This window comes from Halobacillus sp. HZG1, from assembly GCF_035818575.1.
GTDB lineage: Bacteria > Bacillota > Bacilli > Bacillales > Halobacillaceae > Halobacillus > Halobacillus litoralis.
In genome coordinates this window covers 22,632-49,033 of the sequence record NZ_JAYLVQ010000061.1, presented here as the reverse complement: position 1 = coordinate 49,033, position 26,402 = coordinate 22,632, and the positions used below count along the sequence as shown (strand labels likewise).

General features: G+C 44.0%; 22 protein-coding genes. 12 read left to right on the top strand and 10 right to left on the bottom strand.

From position 1 onward, the window contains the following. From VKA52_RS09455 to VKA52_RS09445, 3 genes are read left to right on the top strand one after another with little or no spacing between them, the layout of a single operon-like run. Nucleotides 1-891, top strand: coding sequence for a class II fructose-bisphosphate aldolase (locus tag VKA52_RS09455; RefSeq protein ID WP_326315354.1), 891 nt, complete (start codon nucleotides 1-3; stop codon nucleotides 889-891). Between the two features lie 20 nt (nucleotides 892-911). Beyond that, nucleotides 912-2,345, top strand: a complete 1,434-nt coding sequence (locus VKA52_RS09450) for an aldehyde dehydrogenase family protein (protein WP_326315352.1) — start codon at nucleotides 912-914, stop codon at nucleotides 2,343-2,345. A gap of 57 nt (nucleotides 2,346-2,402) precedes the next feature. Beyond that, nucleotides 2,403-3,305 (top strand): AEC family transporter, encoded by a 903-nt coding sequence (locus VKA52_RS09445; protein WP_326315350.1) that lies wholly within the window; start codon nucleotides 2,403-2,405, stop codon nucleotides 3,303-3,305. A gap of 313 nt (nucleotides 3,306-3,618) precedes the next feature. Here the strand turns inward: VKA52_RS09445 and VKA52_RS09440 are convergent, their stop codons facing one another. The 3 genes from VKA52_RS09440 to VKA52_RS09430 all read right to left on the bottom strand — a co-directional run bounded on the left by VKA52_RS09440 (nucleotide 3,619) and on the right by VKA52_RS09430 (nucleotide 7,288). Further along, the gene (locus VKA52_RS09440; protein ID WP_326315348.1) at nucleotides 3,619-4,977 is read right to left on the bottom strand and encodes a GntP family permease; all 1,359 of its coding nucleotides are present in this window, start codon (nucleotides 4,975-4,977) and stop codon (nucleotides 3,619-3,621) included. 17 nt (nucleotides 4,978-4,994) lie between these two features. Continuing rightward, the gene (locus tag VKA52_RS09435) at nucleotides 4,995-6,116 is read right to left on the bottom strand and encodes a glycerate kinase (RefSeq protein WP_326315347.1); all 1,122 of its coding nucleotides are present in this window, start codon (nucleotides 6,114-6,116) and stop codon (nucleotides 4,995-4,997) included. Nucleotides 6,117-6,241: 125 nt separating this feature from the next. Beyond that, a complete protein-coding gene (locus VKA52_RS09430; RefSeq protein ID WP_326315346.1) occupies nucleotides 6,242-7,288 on the bottom strand; it encodes a CdaR family transcriptional regulator in 1,047 nt (348 codons plus the stop codon). Between the two features lie 151 nt (nucleotides 7,289-7,439). Here VKA52_RS09430 and VKA52_RS09425 point away from each other — a divergent pair, with 151 nt between their 5' ends. After that, on the top strand, nucleotides 7,440-8,045 hold the full coding sequence (locus VKA52_RS09425) for a pyroglutamyl-peptidase I (RefSeq protein ID WP_326315344.1): 606 nt from the start codon (nucleotides 7,440-7,442) through the stop codon (nucleotides 8,043-8,045). 44 nt (nucleotides 8,046-8,089) lie between these two features. Here VKA52_RS09425 and VKA52_RS09420 read toward each other — a convergent pair whose 3' ends face one another. From VKA52_RS09420 to VKA52_RS09400, 5 genes are all read right to left on the bottom strand, one after another. Continuing rightward, nucleotides 8,090-9,289, bottom strand: coding sequence for a M14 family zinc carboxypeptidase (locus tag VKA52_RS09420; RefSeq protein WP_326315342.1), 1,200 nt, complete (start codon nucleotides 9,287-9,289; stop codon nucleotides 8,090-8,092). Between the two features lie 13 nt (nucleotides 9,290-9,302). Continuing rightward, the gene (locus VKA52_RS09415) at nucleotides 9,303-11,003 is read right to left on the bottom strand and encodes a M4 family metallopeptidase (protein WP_326315340.1); all 1,701 of its coding nucleotides are present in this window, start codon (nucleotides 11,001-11,003) and stop codon (nucleotides 9,303-9,305) included. A gap of 351 nt (nucleotides 11,004-11,354) precedes the next feature. Beyond that, nucleotides 11,355-12,479 (bottom strand): alanine racemase, encoded by a 1,125-nt coding sequence (gene alr / locus VKA52_RS09410; RefSeq protein ID WP_326315338.1) that lies wholly within the window; start codon nucleotides 12,477-12,479, stop codon nucleotides 11,355-11,357. A gap of 59 nt (nucleotides 12,480-12,538) precedes the next feature. After that, nucleotides 12,539-13,669 (bottom strand): alanine dehydrogenase, encoded by a 1,131-nt coding sequence (gene ald, locus VKA52_RS09405; RefSeq protein ID WP_326315336.1) that lies wholly within the window; start codon nucleotides 13,667-13,669, stop codon nucleotides 12,539-12,541. 105 nt (nucleotides 13,670-13,774) lie between these two features. Beyond that, nucleotides 13,775-15,025 (bottom strand): PucR family transcriptional regulator, encoded by a 1,251-nt coding sequence (locus VKA52_RS09400; protein WP_326315334.1) that lies wholly within the window; start codon nucleotides 15,023-15,025, stop codon nucleotides 13,775-13,777. A 234-nt stretch (nucleotides 15,026-15,259) separates the two neighbouring features. Between VKA52_RS09400 and VKA52_RS09395 the strand changes: the two genes are divergently transcribed. The 3 genes from VKA52_RS09395 (at nucleotide 15,260) to lhgO (ending at nucleotide 18,762) form a co-directional block, all read left to right on the top strand. After that, nucleotides 15,260-16,336, top strand: coding sequence for a YkvI family membrane protein (locus tag VKA52_RS09395; RefSeq protein ID WP_326315332.1), 1,077 nt, complete (start codon nucleotides 15,260-15,262; stop codon nucleotides 16,334-16,336). Nucleotides 16,337-16,606: 270 nt separating this feature from the next. Next, entirely contained in the window at nucleotides 16,607-17,542 is a 936-nt protein-coding gene (gene glaH / locus VKA52_RS09390; RefSeq protein ID WP_326315331.1) for a glutarate dioxygenase GlaH, read from the top strand. A 14-nt stretch (nucleotides 17,543-17,556) separates the two neighbouring features. Beyond that, entirely contained in the window at nucleotides 17,557-18,762 is a 1,206-nt protein-coding gene (gene lhgO, locus VKA52_RS09385; protein ID WP_326315330.1) for an L-2-hydroxyglutarate oxidase, read from the top strand. A 32-nt stretch (nucleotides 18,763-18,794) separates the two neighbouring features. Here lhgO and VKA52_RS09380 read toward each other — a convergent pair whose 3' ends face one another. Further along, entirely contained in the window at nucleotides 18,795-19,100 is a 306-nt protein-coding gene (locus VKA52_RS09380) for a DUF3870 domain-containing protein (protein ID WP_326315329.1), read from the bottom strand. 26 nt (nucleotides 19,101-19,126) lie between these two features. Next, nucleotides 19,127-20,032, bottom strand: a complete 906-nt coding sequence (locus VKA52_RS09375) for a DctP family TRAP transporter solute-binding subunit (RefSeq protein ID WP_326315327.1) — start codon at nucleotides 20,030-20,032, stop codon at nucleotides 19,127-19,129. Between the two features lie 237 nt (nucleotides 20,033-20,269). Between VKA52_RS09375 and VKA52_RS09370 the strand changes: the two genes are divergently transcribed. The 5 genes from VKA52_RS09370 to VKA52_RS09350 all read left to right on the top strand — a co-directional run bounded on the left by VKA52_RS09370 (nucleotide 20,270) and on the right by VKA52_RS09350 (nucleotide 26,385). Continuing rightward, nucleotides 20,270-21,874, top strand: coding sequence for a sensor histidine kinase (locus VKA52_RS09370; RefSeq protein WP_326315325.1), 1,605 nt, complete (start codon nucleotides 20,270-20,272; stop codon nucleotides 21,872-21,874). Continuing rightward, on the top strand, nucleotides 21,867-22,559 hold the full coding sequence (locus tag VKA52_RS09365; protein WP_326315323.1) for a response regulator: 693 nt from the start codon (nucleotides 21,867-21,869) through the stop codon (nucleotides 22,557-22,559). Before VKA52_RS09370 ends, VKA52_RS09365 begins: the two co-directional genes overlap by 8 nt. A gap of 150 nt (nucleotides 22,560-22,709) precedes the next feature. Then, nucleotides 22,710-23,699 carry a TAXI family TRAP transporter solute-binding subunit gene (locus VKA52_RS09360; protein WP_326315321.1) on the top strand — a complete coding sequence of 330 codons (990 nt, stop codon included), beginning with the start codon at nucleotides 22,710-22,712 and terminating at the stop codon, nucleotides 23,697-23,699. A gap of 38 nt (nucleotides 23,700-23,737) precedes the next feature. Beyond that, nucleotides 23,738-24,232: a DUF1850 domain-containing protein gene (locus VKA52_RS09355; protein WP_326315319.1), complete on the top strand. Its 495-nt coding sequence runs from the start codon at nucleotides 23,738-23,740 to the stop codon at nucleotides 24,230-24,232. Beyond that, nucleotides 24,229-26,385 carry a TRAP transporter permease gene (locus tag VKA52_RS09350; protein WP_326315317.1) on the top strand — a complete coding sequence of 719 codons (2,157 nt, stop codon included), beginning with the start codon at nucleotides 24,229-24,231 and terminating at the stop codon, nucleotides 26,383-26,385. The genes VKA52_RS09355 and VKA52_RS09350 overlap by 4 nt, the downstream gene beginning before the upstream one ends. The last annotated feature ends 17 nt before the right edge of the window (nucleotides 26,386-26,402 follow it).

Sequence of the window (26,402 nt, the reverse complement as noted above, 5' to 3'; positions counted from 1 at the left end):
ATGCCATTTGTGGATGGAAAAACATTGCTAACCCATGCTTATGAGAACAAGTACGGAGTCGGAGCCTTTAGTGCTCATAATGCGGAAACCATTTTAGCTATATTAGAAGCTGCGGAAGAAAAGCAAGCCCCTGTGATGATTCAAATTGGCCAGAAAGTGATACAAACCCTGGGCTTGCAGCCGATGAAAGATATGGTCGATTCTTTTGCGAAAGAGTTCACTGTTCCTGTATGTATCCACCTCGACCACAGCCGTCAGTATGAGCAGACAATGGCAGCCATTCAGTCCGGTTTTCAATCCGTGATGTTTGACGGTTCGGGATATTCCTTTGAAGAGAATACACGAATTACGAAACAGGTGGTCAATGCTGCCCGGGCGCTTGGCATCGGCAGTGAAGGGGAAATCGGTAAAATTGGTGGAACTGAAGATGATATTACGGTAGACGAAAAAGATGCATTGATTACGACAACTGAGGAAGCAGTCGACTTTGTGAATGAAACGGATGTCGATTATTTAGCGGTATCCATAGGAACCGCGCATGGCATTTACAAACAGACACCAAATCTGCGTTTCGAAAGGTTGAAAGAAATCTCTGAAGCTGTGGCTCGACCAATCGTTCTGCATGGCGGTTCAGATGTGCCGGATGAACAAGTACAGGAAGCTATTAAGCTGGGGATCTCCAAAATCAATGTAGACACAGAACTTCGCCAGGCCTATACGCAAGGCTTACAGGATTATTTGGCTTCAAATCCAGAAGACATTGTTTTGGCTAATTCCTTAGGTGCAGGTCGTGAGCGAATGAAGGAAAAAGTCAAAGAGAAGATTGATGTCTTTGGAAGTGCTGGACGTTCGGAAGCATTTAGCAATGAACAAAAGGTCGTAACGTTATAATATATAAGGAGGTTGTTGTAATGAATAAAGTAGCAACAGACTATTCTTTCGGTTTATTTATCAATGGCGAATGGAGCACAAAAGAAAACACCGTTCCTGTCTTGAACAAATACAATCAAGAAAAAATCGGTGAAACAGCCGTAACCAATGAATCCGATGTCAAGGAAGCTGTGGAAAGCGCCAAAGAAGCTTTTAAAGTGCCTTTCTCTTTATATGATCGTTATCAAGTTTTACTGAAAGTCGCTCAATTATTGAGAGACAACACCGAAGAGTTTGCAGCGGTGATTGCGCAGGAAGTCGGAAAACCGATTAATGAAGCAAGAGGAGAAGTAGGTCGTTCTGCCTTAACTTTAGAGAATTCAGCGGAGGAAGCAAAACGAATCCACGGCGAAGAAATCCCTGTCGAAGCAGCCCCGGGATCTGAAAATCGTAAAGCGTTCACAAGACGTTATCCTGTCGGTGTGGTTGCAGCCATTACGCCGTTCAATGTCCCGTTGAACCTTGTCTGCCACAAAGTTGGCCCAGCGCTTGCAGCTGGAAACAGTGTTGTTTTAAAACCCGCTGAGCAGACTCCGCTTACGGCTTTATTACTGACGAAGCTGTTTGAAGAAGCAGGACTTCCAAAAGGGAGACTGAATGTACTTACTGGAGAAGGTCATGAGGTAGGACCACTGCTGACATCCAATCCTGATGTGAATATGTTTACATTTACCGGGAGCCCGCAGGTCGGAGAACGGATTCGAAAAGAAGCAGGCCTACGTGATGTCGCATTGGAACTTGGCAACAATTCAGCAACAATCGTTCACAAAGATGCCGATGTTGAACAAGCGGCACAACTGGTCGCACAAAAAAGCTTTAACAATGCAGGGCAGGTGTGTATTTCCGTCCAGCGCGTCTACGTTCACGATGCTGTGTATGACCAGTTTCTTGAAAAAGTAAGAGAAGCGACCTCCCAAATCAAATTAGGAGACCCTATGGATCCTTCCACACAAATGGGACCAATGATTGCAGAAGAAGAAGCGGTTCGAGTGGAAGAATGGGTTAAAGAAGCGGTTGCAGAAGGGGCGGTTATTGAAACCGGAGGAAAGCGTGACGGTGTTTTCTACCAGCCTACCGTTCTTACAAACGTGAACGCAGAAATGAAAGTTTGCAAGCAGGAAGTATTTGGACCTGTCGTAGCGGTTGATTCCTATGCTGATGAAGATGAAGTCATTTCTTACGTCAATGACTCTGAGTATGGACTTCAAGCAGGGTTGTTCACCAACAGCCTGGCGTTTGCGATGAAAGCCATGGATCAGATCCATGTTGGCGGCTTGATCATCAACGATACATCCGGTTATAGAGTCGATCATATGCCATATGGCGGTGTGAAGAAGAGTGGAACAGGAAAAGAAGGTCCACGCTATGCGATTGAGGAAATGACAGAAGAGAAAATTGTTGTATTCAACTTGTAACTAGGAAGGGAGTCCATACGGCTCCCTTTTCTTAATTTAACTTATAGGAGAAAGCATATGGAGTTTATCACGATTTTACTGCCAATTTTCTTAGTATTTGGTATTGGTTATGGAGCTCAGAAGATCTTTCAATTCGATACCTCTACGTTTTCAAAACTAGCTCTTTATATTCTCGTTCCTTTCCTTGTCTTCCAGACGTTTTACGAAGAAAAGATCACCTTTTCCTATGTTTATATTTCAATCTATATGCTGGGATTGTGCATCATTATCATTGGCATCGTTTCGATCCTTTCCAAGATACAGAACTATACCGAAAAGGAAAGATGCGGGATGGTCTTGTCCTGTGCTTTCACTAATAACGGAAACTACGGCACACCACTCGTATTGTTCTTATTCGGAACAGCAGGAATGGAAACAGCGATTGTCCTTATGGTATTACAACAGCTGCTGATGAGTACCTTAGGCGTTTACTATGCGGCTAAAGGGGTAGGAGACAAGGGAGATGGAATGAAGGCTGCCCTGCGCTCCGTCCGTCGGATGCCGATGGTTTATGGGGCTATAGCCGGGTTTCTTTTCCAAACGTTCGGCATATCTATCGGAGAGCTTAAAGGAGGCGTAGATTTAATTGCAAGTGCCGCGATTCCTTTGATCATGCTTACTCTTGGCATGCAACTTGCGAACATCAAGGTCAAGGGGTTCGAATATAAAAAAGTATCCATCGCCTTAATGATTAAACTGGTAGCTGCACCTGCCATCGCGGCCGCTATAGTTTGGGCAATGCCTGTCGATCCGTTGATGAAGCAAATTATGATCATTATGGCGGCCACACCTACAGCTGCAAATACGACGATGTATGCCATTCAGTTTCAAACCGAACCCCAAACCGTTACGAGTGCGACTTTAGCAACCACAGTGCTCAGTTTAGTTACGATTCCTATTGTGATTTTTTTAGCCACATAATGCTAGTACAGTCCCTTTGAACCGAGGTGTCTTTTCTTCACCCTGGATTGTAAGTGGATCGGTCTTTGCAGAACATTTAAAGAAAGAATCCGATTGGTGTTGTCCATACTGTTTTTAAAGAGGTGATGGTATGGAGCATGATGAAGGGAACTTTTTCAAAGGATTATTATGGGCTGGATTGCTGGCTCTGCCGATTTGGGGAATGATTGCTTTAGGAGTTTTTTTCATTTGGTAAAATAAAGTTTTAAACTTCAACGGGCAAGCAGCGGAAAGTTAAAAAGGGAGACTTCCAATCTGGAAGTCTCCCTTTTTGTTATACCAATATGAACCATAGAAATGATGTGACAATAATAGCCGTTATTCCTTGTAATAGTGTGCCCATCGTTTGAGCCTTGTAGGCTTGCGTAATGGACATCCCGCTGAATTCTTTAACGACCCAGAAATAGCTGTCGTTCACGTGGGAGACGACCATGGCTCCGGCACCTACGGACATGACAACAAGGGCCAGTGGTACTGTTCCTTCGATTCCGATTTGTGGAAGAAGGGGAGCGATTAAGGTTGATGTGATGACGATCGCAGCAGTAGATGAACCTTGAGCACTTTTTAATGCGGCTGCGATAATGAATGGGATGAAGATGAATACTGCTCCAACAGCTACTTCATTGCCCGCAATTCCCTTAATAAGATCAGCGATACTTGTGGAGCTGATCACAGAACCGAAAGCGCCACCTGCTCCTGTAATCAATAGGATAGGAGCGGCTTCCTTGATGCCGATTCCGACCCATTGGGTAAGCGTTTCTTCATCATATTTTGGAAGAAGAGTAAAGGCGAATAAGACACCGACGAGTAGAGCGACAACAGGTGAACCCAGGAATAGGAAAAAGGAAAATAGCGGGCCTTCCCATCCAGCGAAAGTAATGACAGAGCTGAAACCAATGAGAAGAATCGGAATTAAAATGGGCGCAAAGGATTTAGTAGCCGAAGGCATATCACCAAAGCTGCTGACGACCTCATCGTAATTATACAACGCATCATCTTCACTTTGTTCAATGTGAATGTTTTTACCGGCCTTGACCGCCCAGATGTATCCAACCAGGATAGCTGGGATTGCGACGATGATACCGAATAAAATGACCGTACCTAGATAATTCTGCGCACCGATATTCCCTGCCGCTGCGATAGGTCCAGGTGTCGGTGGCACTAAAGTGTGCGTAGCGAACAGACCTGTAGACAACGCGATCGCCATGGATGCAACGGTCACCTTTGTTTTATTTGCAAGCGCTTTCTTTAAAGAGGATAAAATAACATAGCCTGAATCACAGAAAACAGGGATACTGACAATACTGCCGATGGCGCTCATCGCGAGCTGCGGTCTTTTTTCCCCGACGATTCTCAAGACGACTTCAGCCATACGTAAGGCAGCGCCTGATTTTTCCAAGATGACACCGATGATTGTACCGAACACGATGACGAGACCAATTCCTCCCATCAATCCTCCGAAACCGCCATTGACGGCCTCTACGACATCTCCAAGTGGCATACCGGATAATATTCCGATAGCAAAAGCAGAAATCAAAAGAGAAAGGAAAGGGTGGAGGTTGAATTTCGCTGTGGCTACAATGACAAATAAAACACCGAGTAAAATAATAAGTACAAGTCCGAAACCTTCCATATACTTCTCACTCCTTTTTATTGTTTGGTGATCAACCTTGCGATTTGTCTTGTTGTCTCAAATAAATATTCTTCTGCGTTAGCCAGGCAGTCCTCTAGTGAGGAAGGACCTGGAGTTATGGAAAAACAACTCGTGAACCTTTCATTTAATGCCCCGTAGTCATTGCTTAAACTTCCTGAAATGAGAAGAACAGGCGTATGGTTTTCTTTTGCAAGTTCAGCTACATAGCCGGGTGCTTTCCCGTAAAGAGTCTGTTCATCGCTTTGACCTTCGCCAGTGATGACGTAATCAGCACCGCGGATGGTCTCTTGGATCTGGATGGCTTCACCGACTAACTTTGCACCTGATTCAAGCTGCGCACCAATGGTGAGAAAAGCAAAGCCGAGGCCACCGGCTGCACCAGCACCGGGGGTGTTCATGATGTTTTTATTAAGGACCTCTTCCACGAGTTTTCCGTAGTGGTCTAAAGATTGGTCATAGGCATAGACCTGCTGCTCGGTCGCTCCTTTTTGTGGGCCATAGACATGACTGGCTCCTCGATTTCCCGTTAGTGGATTGTCTACATCAGAAGCAACACGAATCTTAATATTCTTCAGGCGGGAGTCTAATCCGGACAATTCTACTTTTTTCACAGTATGTAGATCCTTCCCGTGAATGCCCGTTATCTGACCGCTTTCATCGTAGGTTTTCATCCCCAGGGCCTGTAACATTCCGAGACCACCGTCATTCGTAGAGCTCCCCCCGATAGCTACAATCAAGTCCGTGCATCCTTCATCCAACGCATGCGTGATTGCCTGTCCAATTCCATAGCTCGTTGTGTGATCGGGATTACGTTTTTCTGTCGGGACGAGTGGTAAGCCGGCAATTTCTGCTCCTTCGATGACCGCTCGATCATCGTCCAGTTTTACATACCAGCTTTTCCTTTCTTCTCCTAAAGGCCCTTTACATGAAAATTGAATTTTTTCGTGGGGCACAGATGTAGAAAATACGTCTAAGGTACCTTCTCCGCCATCTGCCATTGGCTTCTTGATGGTTTCTATATTTGGATTTACCGAATGAAAAGCCTTTTCCATGATTTCGGCGACTTGAATGGAAGACAAACTTCCTTTGTACGAATCAGGGGCAAAAACGACCTTCATTATTCACCCTCCTTTACTAGATTTTTGCTTACTTTCTATTCAACAGGAAATAAGAAACGATAACAATTGATGAGATCCACAAAATATCAGAAAATTGCAAGCGTGTTCTTGTGCAATTGCACAAATCACGGGTTGATTAAAATCGCTTGTAAGATGATCGCATCTTTGAAACAGCGTGCATCCAGTCCTACTTTTTTATGGACTTGATCCAGACGGTAATGGAGTGTATTTCTGTGGACGTGCAATTCATCAGCAGTCCGACTCATTTTTAAGTCGTTTTTGAAAAAAGAATCAAGTGTTTCTAAATAAGGTGCTTCTAATCGGTTCAAACGATGGGCATAAGGTTCCGTAATCTCTATGTACGTCTCTTTTGTAATGCTTGAGAGTAGCCGTTCAACCTTAAAAGCTCCGCTGTAAACCATCTCTCCAGCTTTTCCTGCAATCTCAATTGTCTGTGATGCTTGTTGGAAAGATGTATAAATACCTTTGGCACTGTACCCTGGTTCACCAACAGCGGCGGGTCCTTCTGTTTGGAAGGGTGGAAGATGCTCTTGGAATGGAAGAGGCATGACCACTGAATTTTCCTGAAAAGGGAGGATGAAAAGAGGACGTAATTGCAGCTGTTCGGCCTGTCTGCGGAGTCTCTCTGTAAAATCAAAAGGTGAGGGTGTCTGGAAAACGACCACCTGCCATGCTTTCTTAAGGTCTGCGCGTAAAGAATAGCGGGCTTCTTTTTCCAGCTCTTCGATATCTTCATCTGACATGAGCCGATGAAACCAGTGGTTCCATTGTCTTTCTTGATAGAAACTCTGTTTCTGGATATAGAGTTGTTCGAGCGCAATCTCTACCGATCCTTGGGTCATTCCAGCCGCTTGGTACACTTGATCTGGATCTCCTGTCAAACCGACGACACCCGCAAGTTCTCCTCTATGAAAAATCGGCAGATTAACCCCAGGTTTTGTATTGGAATATTGGGATGAGATGTCTTTAGTTATTTGTTGGGCTTCCAGCGTTTCTATTACTTTTTGTGCTCCACCATGGACTTGATTGATGCGGGCGTGGTCTGTGCTGGCCACAATTTTTCCAGTCGGATCCATTAGGTTGATGGCTACATCGATGTATTTAGAGAGGCGATGGATGATTTCCTGTCCCAGGTGATCAGTAAGTTCCATGTTGGATCACTCCTTTTTTTATCATTCTATCAGATTGGACATGGGGAGATTCCCTAAAGGGAGATGAGAAGTTATTCCATAGAGTTTAGAATAAAGGATAAGGAAGTTTTATAGAGGGAATTCTGCGCTATAAAGAAGAGGGGGAGGAAACATGAAAAAATTACTGCTTACTGGGTTTGAACCTTTTTTGAATTATTCATTGAACCCGACCGAGGAAATTGCCCGTGCATTAGATGGAGAGACGATCAACAATTATACAATTGTCGCCAAAGTCTTACCCGTCGACTATAACAAATCCGGCGACCAATTGGTGTCCTTGATTGAAGAAGTTCGACCCGATTCTGTTCTTTCACTTGGTCTTGCTGCAGGAAGGTACAAAGTGACACCGGAGAGAATTGCGATCAACTGTAATGAAAGTAAGGAAGAAGATAATGAAGGGAATCAGCCTGAAGGAGATTTGATTGATGCGGAAGGCGCGGATGGATTGTTTTCTTCTTTGCCTATTCGAACCTTCGTTGAGGTGTTGAATGAGAAGGGATATCCTGCTAAAATCTCTAACACTGCCGGTACGTACTTATGTAATCATGTGATGTACAGAGGGCTGAATCATTTTAAGAAAAAGAATATGGAGATTCCTTCTGGATTCATTCACATGCCTGCGTCTCATGAATTAGCTGTCCAGCATGGGAATTTACCAAGTTGGTCGCAGGAGGATTTAACGAGTGCTGTGAGAGAAATGATTCGTTCTCTTCCATAATGCAAAAGAAAGCAAGGGGAATCAGGCCCCTTGCTTTTCTTATGTTATAAGCTTGGACGATAAGCTGTTTCTGGAATTTCTTCATAATCTTCAGGATCTAAATCTTCAACTGTGTCCGCTGCTACACCATCAATAATACCTCTGAGCCCCGTTTCTACGGCTTTTACGAGCATACCTTTTTTCTTCTGCCCGAGACTCTGTGTCTGTCCCGTCACTTCAAAGAGGACTGTCCCGCTGCCATTAAGGGCAAAGGAACCTAAGGCTGTGCCTGGAAGATCCAGTCCCTGGCTGTAAAGTGTGATGTTATCGAATGGAGAGTTCCCCATTTCCTGCAAGGCATCGTAGGCGGCAACGTTCAATTGACGGGAATAATCGAAATCATAGTTGGCTGCATATTCGGAGTATTTGGCTCCTTCATCTGAGTTTGGATCAGGGACGAATTGTCCGGATAGAGACAAGGTGACGGGATCACTTGTGCCATCTACATAATAGAGCCCCTGGTGGTGGAGATCTATGAAAACATCGACCGTTCCAAACTCATCCTGTAAGTTTTTATAAACGTCACGAACGGTTTGAGCTTCTGGTGTGATATACCAGCCTGGCTGTGAAGAAGAACCTGGAACATCTTCTGCTTCTGGAACATAATCCAAATCAGGATTAAAGTCGCGGTTTACATCAAATCCTGGATTGGCTGCGTAATTGTCCCCCTGAATATTGGGGGCGGTATAGTAATTCCATGTCGGCCCACCGGCATCAGCCAGCTGAGGGAAGTCTTCAACGACTTCTGACCACGTCATATCATTGCCCCGCCTGTCGAGCTCAGAAGCATCAGGGTTCATTTTAGGAAGGGTAACGAGTGTCACCTCTTCTCTGATTTTTTTGGCATGGGGGGAGTTGCTTGAACCCAAATAGCTTAATAGATTCAGAATGGCTTCGGTTCCTGTTTTTTCATTTCCGTGGATTTCACTTTCAATAAGAATGACTTTGTCGCCGTGACCGACACGGGCTTGATAGATATCCAGTCCGTTATTGGATTGACCGACGACGTCGACTTTTACAGTTCCTTGGCTTGATTTTTCAATCTGCTCTAATTTTTTCGTCAGCTGACCATAGTCTGTCCAACCGGAGCTGTTGTAGGTTTGCTGATCAGGTGTACCAGGGTGGTTTCCGGCTGCATATGTTGGGATGGCCACACTGGAAGCCAATACGATGGAACTAGCGACCGCAAATACTTGTTTTTTCATGAACAATTCCTCCTTATTCTGTAATTCCTACTTGATTGAATCCATCTTCCGTAGCTTGAGCTTCTTCACTATTTTCGCCATAAAGGTCAACAGCTGATTGGATAAGCGATTCTCTGGCGTGGCTGAAGTCTGATTCCGGCTGCAAGTAGACAGTCAAAGCACGGTAATAGATTTGGCCGAGCTTTTCTTTTCCGATTTGTTCACCTGTGATGTATGCTGCATGGTTGATGATGGACGAGTTGATATGGACACCGCCATTATCTAAATCTAGCGGCAAGTCATAAAACTCATCCATGTGGGAAGGGTACATGCCGTTGCCATCTCCATATTCTACGTATTTTGCACCAACAGGATATTTGCTTGGATCACTCAGGCTTCTTAAGGATGTTCGTCCGGAAGCAATTGCGTCCTCCGCCATGATATCCTCACCGATCTCCCAATCTTCCTCATCGACAAGTGCTCCGAAAATATCAGAGAAAGCTTCGTTTAAAGCTCCGGATTGGAAGCGGTATTTAAGATTTGCTGAGTTTGTCGTTACTCCGTGGGCCATTTCGTGTGCAGCTACATCAAGTCCGGCGGATAGAGGGATGAAGAACTCGCCATCTCCGTCACCATAAGTCATCTGCCGGCCGTTCCAGAAGGCGTTGTTGTAATCCTGGCCAAAGTGGACCGTCGACTTGATGGCCATTCCTTCCCCGTCAATAGAATTGCGGTCATGTTCTTCTAAATAGTACTCGTACACTTTTTCAGAGTTGTAATGGGCATCAACGGCTGGTTTTTCATAATCATCCGTAAAGGCTGCATCGCTTGAAGAGAATAATTTATCTTGCAGGGCTGAGTAGTCCCAGCTGTTCTGTGCATCGTATGTGTAAATGCCATCCAGGTTTTCGTGAGATTTGTCATACAGGTAAAAGTCCGTTCCGTTTGCTTCCACGCCTTTTTCGTTGCTGTGGGAAATGTGGAGGTTACGGTGGTCGCCAAGGACTCCAATCCCTGATCCTTTGGAGGACTTATATTCATCCGCATGCATGAGGGCGTTGTATTTGTCGATCACTTCACCCGTGTTGGCGTCAACATAAACGAACCAGTTTCCTGGATTTTCTCCAAGGAAGTTGACATTTACTTTGTAAGCGAGGTGATTTTCTTCTTGAAATGGATAGATGACAAGATTGGATGATGGAGACTCTACGAGTTGTTCTGGAGCTTTTACAGCTTCCTTGGCTATTTCCAAACCTTTAGCATCGCTTAATGCTGCGTCGGTAGACATATCTTTTTGTTCAACCATTTCGTTGAACTGACCGTTTACGGTTTGGACTTTGTTCTCCTTATCGTAGTGGACCGTTACTTGGTGGCCTTCTACAGGTACGCCGTTCTTTTCCTGCTGAAGCTTGACGTGAGTCATTCCGAGGTCGTCTTTTGTAACTTCTGCATTACCTAAACTATGTTCAGGATCATTCATTTGATAAGTATCCTTATTCTTGTTCAGGTGGGCTTTGGCAGAGGCCTCGTTCGCTTTTGTGTACTTCTCTTTCTGTTTTTCCTGTACAAAGAATGGACGATTGTCTTTATCCTTATGTACACTATTGTGCTGGATTTGCGCATGAGCATTTGAACTAGCGTTCTCACTGATCGCATAGGACTGTGTCGGTGCGACCGTTCCCATTAATAGGGCAGATGACAAGACGGCCATTGGAAACACGTGTTTCTTCTTCATAACCAACCTCCTCGTAATAATGTATCCAATTATAGGTAATAGAGGATAAAGTATACAGAGTAGATTGAACTGTTTGTATATTCTGAAAATAATGTCGAATAGAAATTTAGTATAAGACTTTAATCACGGTTTTTAGACACAATTACCGTCACACGAACATTTCGAGTTGCGAAATAGATTCGGACTATTGTACTAATAAAGAAGAAATATGGAGAATTGTAGGGGATAAGAATTGTAGTTGGGATTTTCTGTATGACCTGGTACGTAAAAATATGGAAGATAGGAGAGACCTTCAAAAATGTGAATAGATAAAGGTCACCCATGATGTAAATAAATGGATGACCTGGTGTGTTATTTATATACATACTTTCTAGGTACACGGCTGCCGATTTGGCAGGTGATTTCGTAGTGGATGGTGTTGAGCTGATCGGCGATTTCCTGAAGGGGGATGTGACCTTCTGTCCGCTCTCCGAAGAACGTGTATTCCGTCTCTTCGCCCGTTTCTCCGACTGCTGTGATATCCACCATGGTTTGGTCCATACACACTTTCCCTACGATCGGCGCTCTCTTCCCATGGACGACCACATTCCCTTGATTTGAAAGGGAGCGGGGGAGGCCGTCTCCATATCCGATGGGGACTGTGGCTACTTGTATCGGTTCCGCTGGTTCGTAGGATCTTCCATAACTGATAGGTTCGCCAGGGTGGACGGTTTTCACCATGACAGGTTTTGTTTTTAAACGCATCACTTGGTGAAGTGAAATCGATTCCCGCATATAATCAGCTGGATAAAGTCCGTACAAGCTTATCCCCACCCGCACCATATCCATGTGCATATGCGGAAAGTTGATGGTGGCCGCACTGTTGCAGCAGTGCTTGGTTGGAATCGTCCCGTGAGCCTTTTCCACATCTTCTACGACTGATAAAAAGTGATCAAATTGTTGCTCTGTATAGGCAGAGTCCTCATTATCTGCATCAGAGAAATGAGTAAAAATCCCTTCCACATGGACAAAAGGTGAGGCATTTTGCTCTAAGAGCTGGATGATATCTTCCGCTTTTTTGAGACCAATCCGATGCATCCCGCTATCCACTTTGATATGAATATTCATAGAACTCTCCCGCTGATCGGCTTCTTGATTGACCTTTTCTAAGACTTCTTCTGTAAAAACGGTCAACGTAATGTCATGATCTATGGCATCCGGGACGGCTTCTTTAGGCGTGTAGCCAAAAACAAGGATCGGGAGTGTGATTCCTGCTTTTCGCAATTCCAAGGCTTCTTCAATAATGGCAACACCTAAACGCTCCGCTCCAGCTTCAATCATAACTTCTGCACATTCCAAAAGCCCATGGCCGTAAGCATCCGCTTTGACGACTGCCATCAATTCACAGTTCTTATCGATATGTTTTTGAAAGGCCTTCACATTGTTTCCGAGTGCTTTCATGGAAACTTCTGCCCATGTCGGACGATAGTTGATCATGATGATTCTCTCCTTTCTATGAAAAAAGCTCCCCCATCAATGTGGAGGAGCCTGTTGATTTATACGCGTGCCAAAGACTGAAGGGCTTCTTGTACAGGCTTGCAATCATAGCCTAGATCACGAGCAACGGCTTCATAAGTCAAGTGGCCGTTGGCTGTGTTCACACCTGCTTCAATCGCTTTATTCTCTTCGACTGCTTTGTTGACCCCTTTGGAAGCGATTTGCAAAGCGTAAGGAATCGTTACGTTTGTAAGAGCGATCGTCGATGTACGTGGAACAGCTCCCGGGATGTTTGCGACCGCATAATGAAGGACGCCGTGTTTTTCGTAAATCGGATCATCGTGTGTCGTAATGTGGTCGACCGTTTCGAAGTTTCCACCCTGGTCGATGGCGACGTCAACGATGACTGAGCCGTCTTTCATTTCTTTGACCATGTCTTCTGTTACAAGTTTCGGTGCTTTGGCTCCCGGAATCAGAACAGCTCCGATGACAAGATCTGCTTCTTTGACTGCTTCCGCAATGTTGAACGGATTGGACATCATGGTTTGGATGTCTTTGCCGAACTGATCATCCAGCTCGCGAAGGCGGTTAGGATTCAAGTCCAGTACGGTTACATGTGCACCAAGGCCGATGGCAATTTTCGCTGCGTTCGTACCAACGATCCCTCCGCCAATGATGACGACTTTCCCGCGGGAAACGCCAGGAACGCCGCTCAGGAGGATTCCCTTTCCACCGAAGGATTTCTCAAGGTATTGAGCTCCGACTTGTGTCGCCATACGTCCAGCCACTTCACTCATTGGAGTAAGAAGAGGAAGTTTGTTATCAACAGCCACCGTTTCATAAGCAATGGCCGTGACTTCGTTTTCAACTAATGCTTTTGTCAGTTCAGGTTCCGCTGCAAGGTGAAGGTATGTGAAAAGAATAAGACCTTTACGGAAGTATCCATATTCAGATGGTAGTGGTTCTTTTACTTTCATCACCATTTCTGAATTTGACCAAATATCGGAAGCGGTTTCAACAATCTCAGCACCTGCATCACGATATTCTTCGTCGGTAAAATTACTTCCTGTACCGGCTTGAGTTTCGATGCGGATCGTGTGTCCGGCTTTCATGAGATTGATGACACCTGAAGGCGTAATCGCTACGCGGTTTTCATTATTTTTAATTTCTTTAGGAATTCCGATAATCATGGGGAACGTCCACCTTTCAAATTGAATGTAAACAAAGTATAGCCCGCCTGCGGATATTTTTGTTTAGGTGAAAGTGAAAAAATAAACAGGAGGATTTGTGTAAAATCACAAATCCTCCTGTTCGTTCTCATAGATCAGTAGATCCAGGTAGAGCATTGTCTTCTGGTTCATATCTTTGAAGTCGACGTTGCCGATCTCTTTAATCCGCTTCAGTCGATAATTCAATGTATTGGTATGAATGTGCATATGAGCGGCTGCCTGGTGAACGTTACTGTTTTTCTCAAGAAAAACCTTCAATGTTTCAAGGAGCATAGAGTTGTTCCGTTCATCGTAAGCTTGGATGTTGGTCAAGGCAGCGTTTTTGTAGTTTTCCCGTTTTTGTAGGACCGACAGTTCATTAAGGAATTGATAGACACCAAGATCCTGGTAGTTGTCGACGTTCTCAAGCCCTGCGGCATACTGTTCTTTTAATTCAAGGACTTTTAAGGCCTGCTTATAACTGTCGCTGATTAATGTCGGGGAGTCATAGATCAAACCGAAAGCCCCTTTTAAATCCTCAAAGTTGAGACGTTCCTTCATCTTTTGTGTGAATTCACGAATGAACGCCTGATTCATTTCATTCGCATCTTCCTTATTATCTGTACGGACAAGGAGAATGAGCTGCTGGTCATCGAAAATTCGGTTTACAATCCGGGTTTGATGAAGGGTTTCGGTTAAGTAATAGGCGTGACGTTCCACGGCCTGACTCATTTCTTCCGTAAATTCAAACACAGCTACACAAAGCTGCCCCTGTAAATTCATATGAAACTTCTTCGCCAGTCGTTTGATTTCCGCCTGATTTTTTAGGGAGCCTGTCAGCAGCTGCCAGAAAAACTCTTTCCGGTTTTCATCGGTCTTTTTCTTCTTCGCCTGTTGTCTTAATAAATGATGACTGACCCACTGAGCGGCTTCTTTCATCTCATCCAAATGTTCAGCAGTTACGGAGAGATCGTTCGTCTGGGCCCAGATAAACCCGAGGATTTCGTTGTTCTTGCGGACAGAGACAGCTAACCTGTGACCGAGTCCAATAGAATCAATCGTTTTGACAATGAGCGGCTGATCGCTTTCGAAAAGCTTAGCCATGATGCCTTGTTTCCATAACCCGTTGATGACATGTTCGGGCACTTTCCGTCTCATGATGGTGGCCGTTCTTGCTTCATCCACGTTTTTCTCATGTTTGCTGTAAGAGACGATGCGGTGGTTGGCATCCTCAATGGTCACCGGACATCCTAAGGTTTCCGCGATGCTGTCAGCAAGCCCCTCGGGGGAATCGATGTAATCTTTATATGAATAGTTCATGTGTGATGAATGGTTCATAGCGGTACTCCTTATGGTGTGAATACCTTTATATTATCATTGATTCTCTTAGAGAAACATCCATTTCCCTATTGAAGTATTTGTTAAATTGAACGAATATAGATGAGGGGATTTGTGGATTTTGCCCAATCATGGAAAGCGCATTCATGATAAACTGGGCCTATCCCTTTGGTGTGTAAGCGTTTTATCATGCCGGGAAGGAACGAGACATCTTAGATTAAAGGAGGATTTTCTGTGAAAAAAGTACTTAAAATTGCAAGCGCTTTTATAGGGATCATCGTTGGTGCGGGCTTTGCCTCCGGCCAGGAGATTCTTCAATACTTTACGAGTTTCGGCTATTTAGGAACGATCGGAACCATCATATCGACCGCTTTGTTCGCCTATATGGGGATGATGCTTGTGAAGCTTGGAACGAGAACGCAGGCGACTTCACATAAGGAAGCGGTCTATAAAGTCAGTGGAAACAAATGGCTTGGGCTGATTGTGGATTATGTCATTATTCTGACGTTGTTTGGTGTTGGTGTCGTGATGATTGCTGGAGCTGGTTCGATTCCAAGTCAGCAATTCGGTCTGCCTCCGGTCCTCGGAGTCATTCTCATGAGTGTGATCGTGGTTGCGATAATAATGATGAATGTGGACAAAGTCGTCAATGTCATTGGCAGTATTACACCGTTTTTAATCATTACTGTTTTAATTATATCCGGCTACAGCTTGTTTACAATGGATCAGTCCTTCAGTGATTTGAACGCGGTTGCCGTTGATCAGCCATCCGCTTTATCCAACTGGTTCCTTTCCGCCATCAATTACGTTTCCTTTAACGTGGCGGTAGGGGCGTCGATGTCCTTGCTGATGGGAGGAAATGAGAAAGATGAACGGACGTCCGCACTCGGCGGGCTCCTTGGAGGATTAGGGCTCGGAATTATGATCGTCATCAGCCATCTGGCCATTTTCTCAAAAGTCGATACTGTTGCTTCGTATGACATGCCGCTTCTTGCGCTTGTCGATGGTCTGTCTCCGGTATTAGGAACGTTTTATTCGATTGTTTTGTTCGGTATGGTCTTCAATACAGCCGTCAGCATGTTCTTCTCCTTTGCTGCCCGTTATACGAAAGTTGGGACAAGCCAGCATAAGAAGTTCGTTCTCATTACAGGAGTCGTCGCTTTCGGGCTCAGCTTCGTAGGATTTACAGAACTTGTCGCATTTTTCTACCCACTGATCGGGTATATGGGACTGTTCCTAATTCTTGCTCTGGTAACAGCGCCATTCCGACTGAAAAAAGAATCTCAACAAGAAGAGCGCTTATCAGCTTAGACTTTTACTGATTGTATGTAAGATTGTTCTATTGACAGAATAGTCAAATAAGTTTAAGGTGTTTGTAGAAAGTAATCCCTCAAAAAGGCAACCCCTTTCGATTCCGGATTACTAGAACGCAGCAAATCATTTGAACTGTTAAGACTGTTATAACCTCTATTGCCAAAGAGGTATTCTCGCAGTAAAAAGCCAGTTCTTCCCTATTAGGGGAGGACTGGCTTTTTTTCGTAATCAGTTCATAAACAATCAAAAATTTTGGAGGGGTTTTTTATGAGTATGGTTGAGACGAAAAAGCATCCGGAACAAATATGGACAGGTCATGGGTATCGCATAGAGCCTAACAAGGAACACCCTCGATTGTACAAAGTAGAGTTGGAACGATGGGTGGTGGAACAATTTTTGGTAGATGTCAAAAACATCAGTGATGAACAACTGGAGTATATCCCTTATCAGCGTCTTATGGTCGCAAAAGCCCTGCAAGACTTACTCGATGAATCATTCGGTGAAACCATCCGCCATGTTCTTCATGATCGTTTATCCGGCGGCTTTACAGTCGGACTGGGAGGGAAAGATGCAGATGTCCAGGATTATGTGAAATTTTCAACGGCTTTCTCTCACCTGGCAGGTATTCCTAACTTTGATGCCATGTCGAAAAAGTATTACGCCCGTTTCTCTGTGAAACATACCGACGACAGTGATTCCTACCTTCGCCAGGCTTACCGAAGGTTCACGTTGCATACGGATGGAACCTATGTGGACGAACCGACGGACTGGCTGCTTATGATGAAAATGGAAGAGGAGAACGCTGCAGGAGGAAGCTCCAGACTTCTTCACTTGGATGAGTGGGAGGATTTTGAATACTTCTCCAATCATTCGTTAGCTTCTTATCCTTTTACTTATAAAGCCCCTGCAAGTAAGAACGTTTCTGAGGAGGTTACTAGAAAGCCATTTTATACGTGGAACAACCAGCCTTGTATCTGCTTCATCGATCAATTTGTTTATCCTCAAACGATCCAACAAGCGGAATACTTACAAGAGCTCTCCCATTCCATGGAACAATCCAAAGCAGTGATCGAGTTGGAACTTCCTGTTGGGGATCTTGTCATGTTGAACAACCGCTTTTGGCTTCACGGTCGAGGGTCTTTTGAACAGAATACAGAGCTGCATAGAGAGTTGCTCCGTCAAAGAGGTCGATTTGTTCAATAACGGGAGGTTTTGGGATGTATGATTATGCTGTGATCGGGTGCGGAATTGTCGGATTATCGACTGCTCATGCCATCAAGAAAAGAGATCCAGACGCAAGAGTTGCGGTCATTGATAAAGAAAAAAGTATATCTGCCCATCAAACAGGAAGAAACAGTGGAGTGATTCATTCTGGTGTTTATTATAAGCCTGGTAGTTTAAAAGCGAGGATGGCTGTTCAAGGTCGTGATTCCATGGTGGACTTTTGTGAACAAAACGATATTCCTCATGATGTGTGTGGAAAAGTGCTCGTGGCAACGGAAAAAGAAGAGCTTCCACGTATGGAAGCCTTGTATGAAAGAGTCCAGGAGAATGGATTGAATGTTAACAAGATTGAACAAGATGAATTGAAAGAAATCGAACCCTATGTCGATGGAATAGCCGGGCTTAAAGTACCGACGACCGGGATTGTGGATTATAAAAAAGTGAGCGAGAAGTTAAAAGAACTGCTGGAAGCGGCAGGGGTTGATATCATCCTCCGACAAACAGTGGAAGACCTTCATGAGAAAAATGAAGAGGTAGTCATTGATCTTCCCAAGGAAAATGTCCGGGCCAGATACGTGGTGAACTGTGCAGGTTTGTTTAGTGACCGCATTGTTAAAATGGCGGGGATTCACAGTGAATTGAGAATTATTCCATTCCGTGGAGAGTATTTCAAATTAAAAGAAGAGAAAAGCCACCTCGTAAAAGGATTGATTTATCCCATTCCTAATCCCGATTTTCCTTTCCTTGGCGTCCATTTAACGAAAACGATGGATGGAGGGGTCCATGCAGGTCCTAATGCTGTACTCACTTTCAAACGGGAAGGGTACAGGAAAACAGATTTTGATTGGAGAGACACCCGGGATATCCTATCTTTTCCTGGCTTTTGGAAAATGGCTGGGTCCAACATGAAAGAAGGGATGAAGGAAATGGTGCGTTCTTTTCATAGGAAAAGTTTTGTTAAGAGCCTGCAGCGTCTCGTCCCATCTATTGAACCTGAAGATGTCATTCCATCTGAAGCTGGGGTGAGAGCACAAGCCATGTTGAAGGACGGAAAGCTCGTGGATGATTTTTATATCATTTCAGGAAAGAGAACCGTACACATTTGTAATGCCCCTTCTCCAGCAGCTACGGCTTCATTGGAGATCGGAAAAGAGATTGCTGCTCGTCTTCCGGAGCGGTCGTATGCTATAGCAAAATAAGCAGAAAAAGGACCAGCATTATGCTGGTCCTTTTACATATGCTGGTGATACTGTTTGTGTGCATCCTTCAGGGCGGCTTCAAGGGCGTTTCCGGCTTTCCCAAGATACCCTTTTCTTAATGTATCCAATGGTTCTTCGATTCCATCCTTTAAGCTGAATCCTTTTAATAACGACTTAATATACCCTCTTCCGTGATCCGTGGCAAGAGTGCAGGAGGCATCAACGATGACCCCATATTTTTGATCGATTTCCAATGTTAAAGTAAGAGATTCAGAGATATGGTTGGCAGCAATCCCCGTCGGTAATTTAGAATGGCCAGCGACAAACACGGTTCTCATTTCTTAATCCTCCTCAAGTATGAAAACTATTCTTCTTGTATTCGTTTTAGCTCTTGCATCAATGATTGGCTGATATCAGTGTTTTGATAGATACTTTTAAACGCTTTCTTCCAACGCTCTTTTTGCTTGTTACTTAAGTAATGAATCTCCATAGAGTCCATTCGTTTCATTTGGCGAAGGTGAGAGTCATTCATTTCTATGGCATGTCTCCATATCCATTCGGTCGTCTCATCCAGTGCGTTCGTAATAATTACTTGATGTTCTTTTGAAAGCCCTTCCCAAAATTCGTTATTCATTAGGACAACATAGCCTAAGTAACCGTGGTTACTTATGGTCATATAGTTCTGTTCTTCATACAATTTCTTAGAAAATATATTTGACGCTGTATTTTCTTGTCCATCGATAAAACCGACTTCCAAATTGCTGTAGGTTTTATTAAAAGGAATCTCACTAGTGCTTGCGCCAAGCGATTTGAATTGGGTTTGAATCATAGGACTTGGCATAATTCTAAAATGCGTCCGTTTGAAGTCTTGCGGCAAAAGCAAGGGCTTTTTGTCGTTGGTGATTTGTTTGAATCCGTTATACCAATAGGTCATTCCTCTAATGCCACTGTCGAGACGATCGAATAACCGGTCACCTAACTCTCCTTCATACGCCTTCTTTACATCCTCGTAAGTTGAGAACGCGTAGGGAAGGTCAAGAACCTTCCATCCAGGGTCATGAGCTGTCATTTTCGATGTAGCAGGAGCGATCATTTCGATGTGTCCGTCTTTTAAGGCTGCGTATTCGTTTTGATCATTATATAAACTGCCATTCGCATAGATTTCCACTTTGATTTCCCCGTTTGATCGTGTTTCGACAAGAGACGCAAATTTTCTCGCTGCTCTCGCTTTTGGAGTGTTTTCGGCTACGACGTGGCTGAATTTAATCACGATTTCATCCTTAATCCCCTCTTGTTCATCGTCATATTCAAGGGTCTCAGAGGCCTCACTGAAATCAAAGCCAAAATAGAGTGCAGTTAAAATACCAGTGCAGATGAAGAGCCCGATCGCTGTGAAGGTCTTCAGAAGAATCCCTCCTGGAATCGTTTACATCAGTTTACCATAGTTCGACAATTAAGTGATACACTAGAATGAAGAGAGGATAGAAATGGGTAGGGGGGAAGGACCATGTCACTGAAACATATGCCGATTCGTTGGAAGATTACGATTCTTTCATTCGGGATTGTCCTTTTTTCTATCGTCATCGGTGGCATCGTCATTATAGGGAACACGATTGAATCCAGAGAGAAGTCCCTCGGAGAACATGCCCTTGTAACCGGGCGCACAGTGGCCAACTTGCCAGCGTTAAAAAATCATTTATCTGAACCGGAAGGGTGGGACGAAATTAACCCTGTGGTGGATAGGATTCGAACCATTAACAACTCGGATTACATTGTAGTGCTCAATATGAATCGCGTTCGCTTTTCTCATCCGATAGAAGATAAGCTCGGCACTCTATCATCCGGAAAAGATGAAGGACCTGCATTTGCTGAACATAGTTATACAACAAGAGCTCAAGGTGATGCCGGGGTAGCGGTCCGAGGTTTTGTACCCGTAATGAATGAAGATCACGAACAGATCGGAGTCGTTATTGTAGGAAACCTTGTACCGTCCATAACTGAGATTTTATCAGATATGAAAAGGGAGATTTTTTTCATCCTGTTTCTGACTTCCTTGTTCGGAGTTATTGGTTCCTGGTTTCTTGCCAGACACCTTAAAGAGCAGACGTACCGTTTAGAGCCCTATGAGATTGTTCAATTGTTAGTAGAGCGAACGGCTACTTTCCAAGCCATGAATGAAGGAATCATTGCGGTTGATAAAAATAGTCAGATCACCATTATGAATGAAAAGGCGAAAGAGATTCTCGATCTGAAAGGAGACTATATAAATAAACCCATTCAACATGTAGTCCCGGAAATGCGGCTGCATCACGTCCTTACATCAGGAGAGACAGCGTTCAATGAGGAAGTAAGGTATGGCAGTGCCATCATATTCAATACGAGAGTTCCCATACGGGTGGATAAAGAAGTGATTGGGGCGGTCATGGTGTTTCAAGACCGGACAAATATTACTAAACTCGCAGAAGAACTGACGGGCGTTAAAGCGTTTGTCGATGCCCTTCGTGTCCAAAACCACGAACATTTGAACAAATTACATACGATTGCAGGTCTGATTCAGCTTGATCAAAAGGAACAAGCATTGAGCTTCGTATTTGAAACGTCTGAAAAGCACGAAAAACTTTCCCGGATGCTCGTCCACAAATTCAAAGATTACAGCTTGGCTGGATTGTTGATTAGTAAAGTCAGCCGGGGCAGGGAGCTTGGAATTGATGTGTCCATTGATGAAGATAGTAAGTTGAAAAGTTACCCACCATTATTGGACCAGCACGACTTTGTCCTCATTCTCGGGAATCTCATAGAAAATGCTTTTGATGCTCTGCAAAGCATCCGTCGAGAGGAGAAGCTGGTGAACCTGTCCATCTTCCAGGATCGACATCAGTGTACAGTTATGGTCGAGGACAATGGGGAAGGGATATCGGATGAACAGAAAGGGAGAATTTTGCAAAAGGGCTATTCAACAAAAGGAGATCAAGGGTCCGGCATTGGATTATATCTCGTGAAAAATATCGTAGATAAAGGATACGGAGAATTGGAAGTTGTCTCAAGAATCGGGGAAGGCACAAGTTTTGTTATTGAATTCCCTATGGAAAGAGAGGAGGGACATGATGAGTAAACGACAGTCGGATATTCGGGTGTTATTGATTGAAGATGATCCTATGGTCCAGGAAGTCAACCGGCATTTCATTGAGAGGGTTGAAGGCTATCATGTCGCTGCTATCGCTTCTAATGGAGAAAAAGGGCTGAAGCTTATCCGTGAACACAAGCCTGACCTGGTCATTTTGGATATCTATATGCCTGCCCTGGATGGACAGAAGACATTGCAGGAACTTCGTCGTCTAGGGTTTGATGTAGAGGTTATGGTAATCACTGCGGCCAATGAAAAAAGCATGATTCGATCCATGTTCCAATATGGAGTTGTGGATTATATTATAAAACCATTCAAATTTGAACGATTGGAACGTGCTCTTCTCGATTATAAGAACTTCCGTACCCGTATGACAGGAGAAGGCGGGGTTGGACAGGAACAATTGGATACTTTATTCAACCATGCGCCATCATCAAGAGGAATGAATCACCTTCCTAAGGGATTGAATCAACAAACCTTAAACCAGATCTTAGATTATTTGAAGCAGAATACCATTGCCTTATCCGCCGAAGAGGTAGCGGATGGCTTGGGAATGGCCCGGGTGACTGCAAGGAGATATTTAGACTATCTCCAAAAAAATGGACAGCTGAATATAGATATCCAGTACGGCGGTGTCGGCCGTCCGGTCAATCGTTATCAGGTGAAACAATGAGGTTCTCTTACAGAAAAGAGGCCTCTTTTTTTATGAAAAAAACCAAAGACCAAAATGACCAAAATGTCCAATATGTTCATAATGTTTTTTTTAATAATTGAAAGCGTTACCATTATTTTTAGAATATTACGAATTGGGGGAATAAACGCGATGAAACGGTTATTATTTGTTTTATCTTTAGCATTTACATTAATTTTGGCAGCTTGTGGCAGCGATGGTGGATCAGAGGAGGCTTCAAGTTCCGGAGGTGGATCTGAATCCATTGTCTTTGGTACAGGTGGAACGTCCGGTACTTATTATCCTATTGGTGGTGCACTAAAGCCTGTTTTTGAAGAGAGTGACAGTATTGATAATGTGACTGTGGAATCCACGGGGGCCTCTGTAGCGAACATCCAAAACATTGAGGACAGTCTTAATCAGATGGCTATTATTATGAGTGACGTTGGTTATGATGCGATTGAAGGACAAGGTCAATTTGATGGGAACGCCGTAGAAGTACAAGCGATGGCGGGAATGTATCAGAATGTCGTCCAGGTTGTAGCTTTGAAGGACAGCGGTATTTCATCCATTGAAGACCTCGAAGGGAAAAAAGTAGGCGTAGGTAAAGTAGGATCTGGTGTTGAGCAAAGTGCCAAGAAGGTGCTTGAAGCGGTTGGAATTACTTATGATGATCTTTCTAAAGTAACACATACGGGTTATGCCGATAGTGTACAGGAAATGAAGAATGGAAATCTGGATGCTGCATTCTTTACCTCAGGTGTTCCGAACAGCAACATTACGGACTTGATGCAGCAGACGGATATCAACTTTGTTGAAATCAAAGGGGAAACGGCCGATGCCCTTATGGAAAAATATCCATTCTACAAAGCGAATACGATCGAAGCTGGTGACGAAGCTCGATACAACTTAGACGAAGCTGTTGAGACGGTCGGTATTCAAAACATGATCATCGTCAGCCCGGATTTGAGCGAAGATGTCGTCTATGACATGACAAAACGGTACTATGAATATTTAGGAACAGAAGAAGTTTCTGTCGGTGCGTTGAAGCAATTGGGGCGTGATGAAATTGCTAAAGGTTTAATTGCTCCATTGCATCCCGGTGCTAAGAAGTTTTATGAAGAACAAGGCATTTTAGAGTAAAGGAAACAGGGCATCGTTCTGGTGCCCTTTTTTATTCCATGAAACAGACCTATTTAATTGTCGGTGTACTTATCATTCTCAGTTCAGCATTCTCTTTATTTCTTGTGAAAGTGGAAGTGCTCGGTATTTATTCAAATCAGGAATTAACCAGGCTTTTTCGGCTTGAAGAAGGGGATGGCTTTACCATCAGCTGGACCCATTCTGTTGAAAAAGAAACCTGGGAAGAGATGTTTGTCATAGAGGATGGAACGATTGAATTGACGTCCACTCGCTTCAAGACGTTTGGGGCAGGAGTACCGAACGATACGGGGGATCAGACCTATCTGAAAGATGGCTGGGTTTACATGACGGGGATCTCCCAACGTATTGGCAGGGAGCTGGCGATTCGAACAGGTAAAAGCACCAATCATACGTTCATGTATGGAAAGGATACCACTATATCGCTTAAAAGTCAGAAAGCTTATCAAGTGAAGGTTCAGAAGGTTCCGCTAGGTAAGTATATAGCAATTCATTGGAGGGGTGAGGAAAGGTGAACAAGCAGCAGAGCGAAACAGCAGAAAAATACGATCGTGAGAGTACCACGCGTGTGAATATGGCAAAACCGATCGCCTTAACGATTTCAGTATTGGCGATCGCTTTATCCTTGTTTCATTTGTACACGTCTTATGCAGGCTCACTTGTCGATGTGAAACAGAGAAGTATCCACCTTTATACATTGATGACACTTGGGTTTTTTATGTATCCGTTCCTTAGGAAAAGAGGGCAGAGAGGTCTCCCTTTTTATGATTACATAACGGCGGGATTGTCGTTGTTTGTAGGAATTTACATGCTGGCTACAGCTGAGCGAATTATCCAATCCGGCGGTCAAATCAATGACACCGATTTTTATGTTGGTGTACTTATTATTCTATTATTATTTGATATTACTCGACGTGTAACCGGATGGGGGCTTGCTCTATTAGGGCTTGGTTTTCTCATCTATGGATTTTATGTGAAATTGTCGGTATATCCGGAACTGAATCCTGCGGTGATCACAAGTGTTTCAAAACAGATTATCTCTCAATTAGTCTTTATTACAGAAGGTGTTCTCGGAACCGCGATCGGGGTTTCAGCCAGTTACATCATTCTGTTCATTTTGTTCGGGGCTTTTCTCGCAAAGTCGGGAATGGGTCAGTTATTTAATGATTTAGCTCTTGCAGTTGCGGGTCATACCAAAGGTGGACCAGCGAAAGTTGCAGTTATTGCCAGTGGTTTTCTAGGTTCGATTAACGGATCTGCTATTGCTAATGTTGTGACAACCGGTACGTTCACTATCCCTCTCATGAAGAAGATCGGTTATAAAAAAGACTTTGCCGGAGCTGTAGAGTCTGCGGCCAGTGTAGGAGGTCAAATCTTACCACCAATCATGGGTGCTGCTGCTTTTATCATGGCAGAGAACTTGAATGTCGCTTACACGAAAATCATTTTAGCTGGAATCATACCGGCTTTACTGTTCTATGTCGGCATATTGCTGCAGGTTCATTTCCGTGCCTCTAAACGAGGATTAAGAGGGCTGCCAAAAGAAGAACTCCCTTCATTAAAAGGGGTCCTTGTCGAGCGTGGTCACTTAATTATTCCAATGTTGACTTTGCTTTACCTGCTTTTCTCTGGGAAGACACCTTTTTATGCTGCTTTTTGGTCAATCATTGCAACGGTAGTGATTGCAGGTTCAAAACGGATGCTTCCGATTATTGTCGCCCTTTCTTTATACTTGATTTTTCAACCCCAGTTGTCGGCTTTGGTCACAGGTGGGAATATACCGAACGTCCGAAGTGATTGGTGGGAATTACTCTTGATTGTCGCGCTTCCTCTCGGGATCAACCTTTGGAGAAAGTGGCTTCAGATCGAAGGCGATGAAGTAGGGGTTAAAGACTGTTTGAATGCCCTTGAGGATGGGGCTAAAACGACTGTTCCTGTAGCAATTGCCTGTGGTGCTGTCGGTATTGTTGTAGGAATCGCATCTCTTACAGGAGTAGCGTTGGAAATTGCGAATAGTATTGTGAGCATTGGCAGTGCCGTAAACAGTCCGCTGATTCAATTGATTATCACGCTTATCTTAACCATGATCACTTCCATTATTTTAGGGATGGGGCTTCCAAGTATCCCAACCTACATCATTACAAGTACGATGGCTGCGCCTATTCTTCTACAGCTTCCGTTATATCGTGAGCTTGCGGGATCTACGGAAACGGCTACCTTCGTTGCACATATGTTTGTCTTTTATTTCGGTATCTTTGCTAATATTACGCCACCAGTCGCTTTAGCAGCCTTTGCGGGAGCTGGAGTAGCAGGTGGAAACCCAAACAAAACCGGATTCCAAGCCATGAAACTTGCTATCGCTGGGTTTATCGTTCCGTTCATGTTCGTCTTTTCGCATGAAATGTTGATGATTGATGCGACAGTGATGAATATTTTGCTGATTACGGTAACTTCGCTCGTTGGTGTCTTTATGTTGTCGGTCATGGCAGAAGGATACCTGAAATCATCCGTACCCGTCTGGATGAGGGCTTTAGCAGGAGCGGGAGCTTTACTATTGATTTATCCAGGGCTCCTCACCGACTTTATCGGTTTAGCCATCTTTGCTTTTGTACTAGTCACCAATTTGAAAAGTAACAATGATCTTCAACAACAACGAACAGCTCTTTAATAGAGGAGGAAGACGTT

Bases quoted from the DNA above. Each gene is read 5' to 3' on its own strand.
- VKA52_RS09455 (WP_326315354.1), top strand. From the start codon at position 1: ATGCCATTTGTGGATGGAAAAACATTGCTAACCCATGCTTATGAGAAC.
- VKA52_RS09450 (WP_326315352.1), top strand. From the start codon at position 912: ATGAATAAAGTAGCAACAGACTATTCTTTCGGTTTATTTATCAATGGC.
- VKA52_RS09445 (WP_326315350.1), top strand. From the start codon at position 2,403: ATGGAGTTTATCACGATTTTACTGCCAATTTTCTTAGTATTTGGTATT.
- VKA52_RS09440 (WP_326315348.1), bottom strand. From the start codon at position 4,977: ATGGAAGGTTTCGGACTTGTACTTATTATTTTACTCGGTGTTTTATTT.
- VKA52_RS09435 (WP_326315347.1), bottom strand. From the start codon at position 6,116: ATGAAGGTCGTTTTTGCCCCTGATTCGTACAAAGGAAGTTTGTCTTCC.
- VKA52_RS09430 (WP_326315346.1), bottom strand. From the start codon at position 7,288: ATGGAACTTACTGATCACCTGGGACAGGAAATCATCCATCGCCTCTCT.
- VKA52_RS09425 (WP_326315344.1), top strand. From the start codon at position 7,440: ATGAAAAAATTACTGCTTACTGGGTTTGAACCTTTTTTGAATTATTCA.
- VKA52_RS09420 (WP_326315342.1), bottom strand. From the start codon at position 9,289: ATGAAAAAACAAGTATTTGCGGTCGCTAGTTCCATCGTATTGGCTTCC.
- VKA52_RS09415 (WP_326315340.1), bottom strand. From the start codon at position 11,003: ATGAAGAAGAAACACGTGTTTCCAATGGCCGTCTTGTCATCTGCCCTA.
- alr (WP_326315338.1), bottom strand. From the start codon at position 12,479: ATGATCAACTATCGTCCGACATGGGCAGAAGTTTCCATGAAAGCACTC.
- ald (WP_326315336.1), bottom strand. From the start codon at position 13,669: ATGATTATCGGAATTCCTAAAGAAATTAAAAATAATGAAAACCGCGTA.
- VKA52_RS09400 (WP_326315334.1), bottom strand. From the start codon at position 15,025: ATGAACCATTCATCACACATGAACTATTCATATAAAGATTACATCGAT.
- glaH (WP_326315331.1), top strand. From the start codon at position 16,607: ATGAGTATGGTTGAGACGAAAAAGCATCCGGAACAAATATGGACAGGT.
- lhgO (WP_326315330.1), top strand. From the start codon at position 17,557: ATGTATGATTATGCTGTGATCGGGTGCGGAATTGTCGGATTATCGACT.
- VKA52_RS09380 (WP_326315329.1), bottom strand. From the start codon at position 19,100: ATGAGAACCGTGTTTGTCGCTGGCCATTCTAAATTACCGACGGGGATT.
- VKA52_RS09370 (WP_326315325.1), top strand. From the start codon at position 20,270: ATGTCACTGAAACATATGCCGATTCGTTGGAAGATTACGATTCTTTCA.
- VKA52_RS09365 (WP_326315323.1), top strand. From the start codon at position 21,867: ATGAGTAAACGACAGTCGGATATTCGGGTGTTATTGATTGAAGATGAT.
- VKA52_RS09360 (WP_326315321.1), top strand. From the start codon at position 22,710: ATGAAACGGTTATTATTTGTTTTATCTTTAGCATTTACATTAATTTTG.
- VKA52_RS09355 (WP_326315319.1), top strand. From the start codon at position 23,738: ATGAAACAGACCTATTTAATTGTCGGTGTACTTATCATTCTCAGTTCA.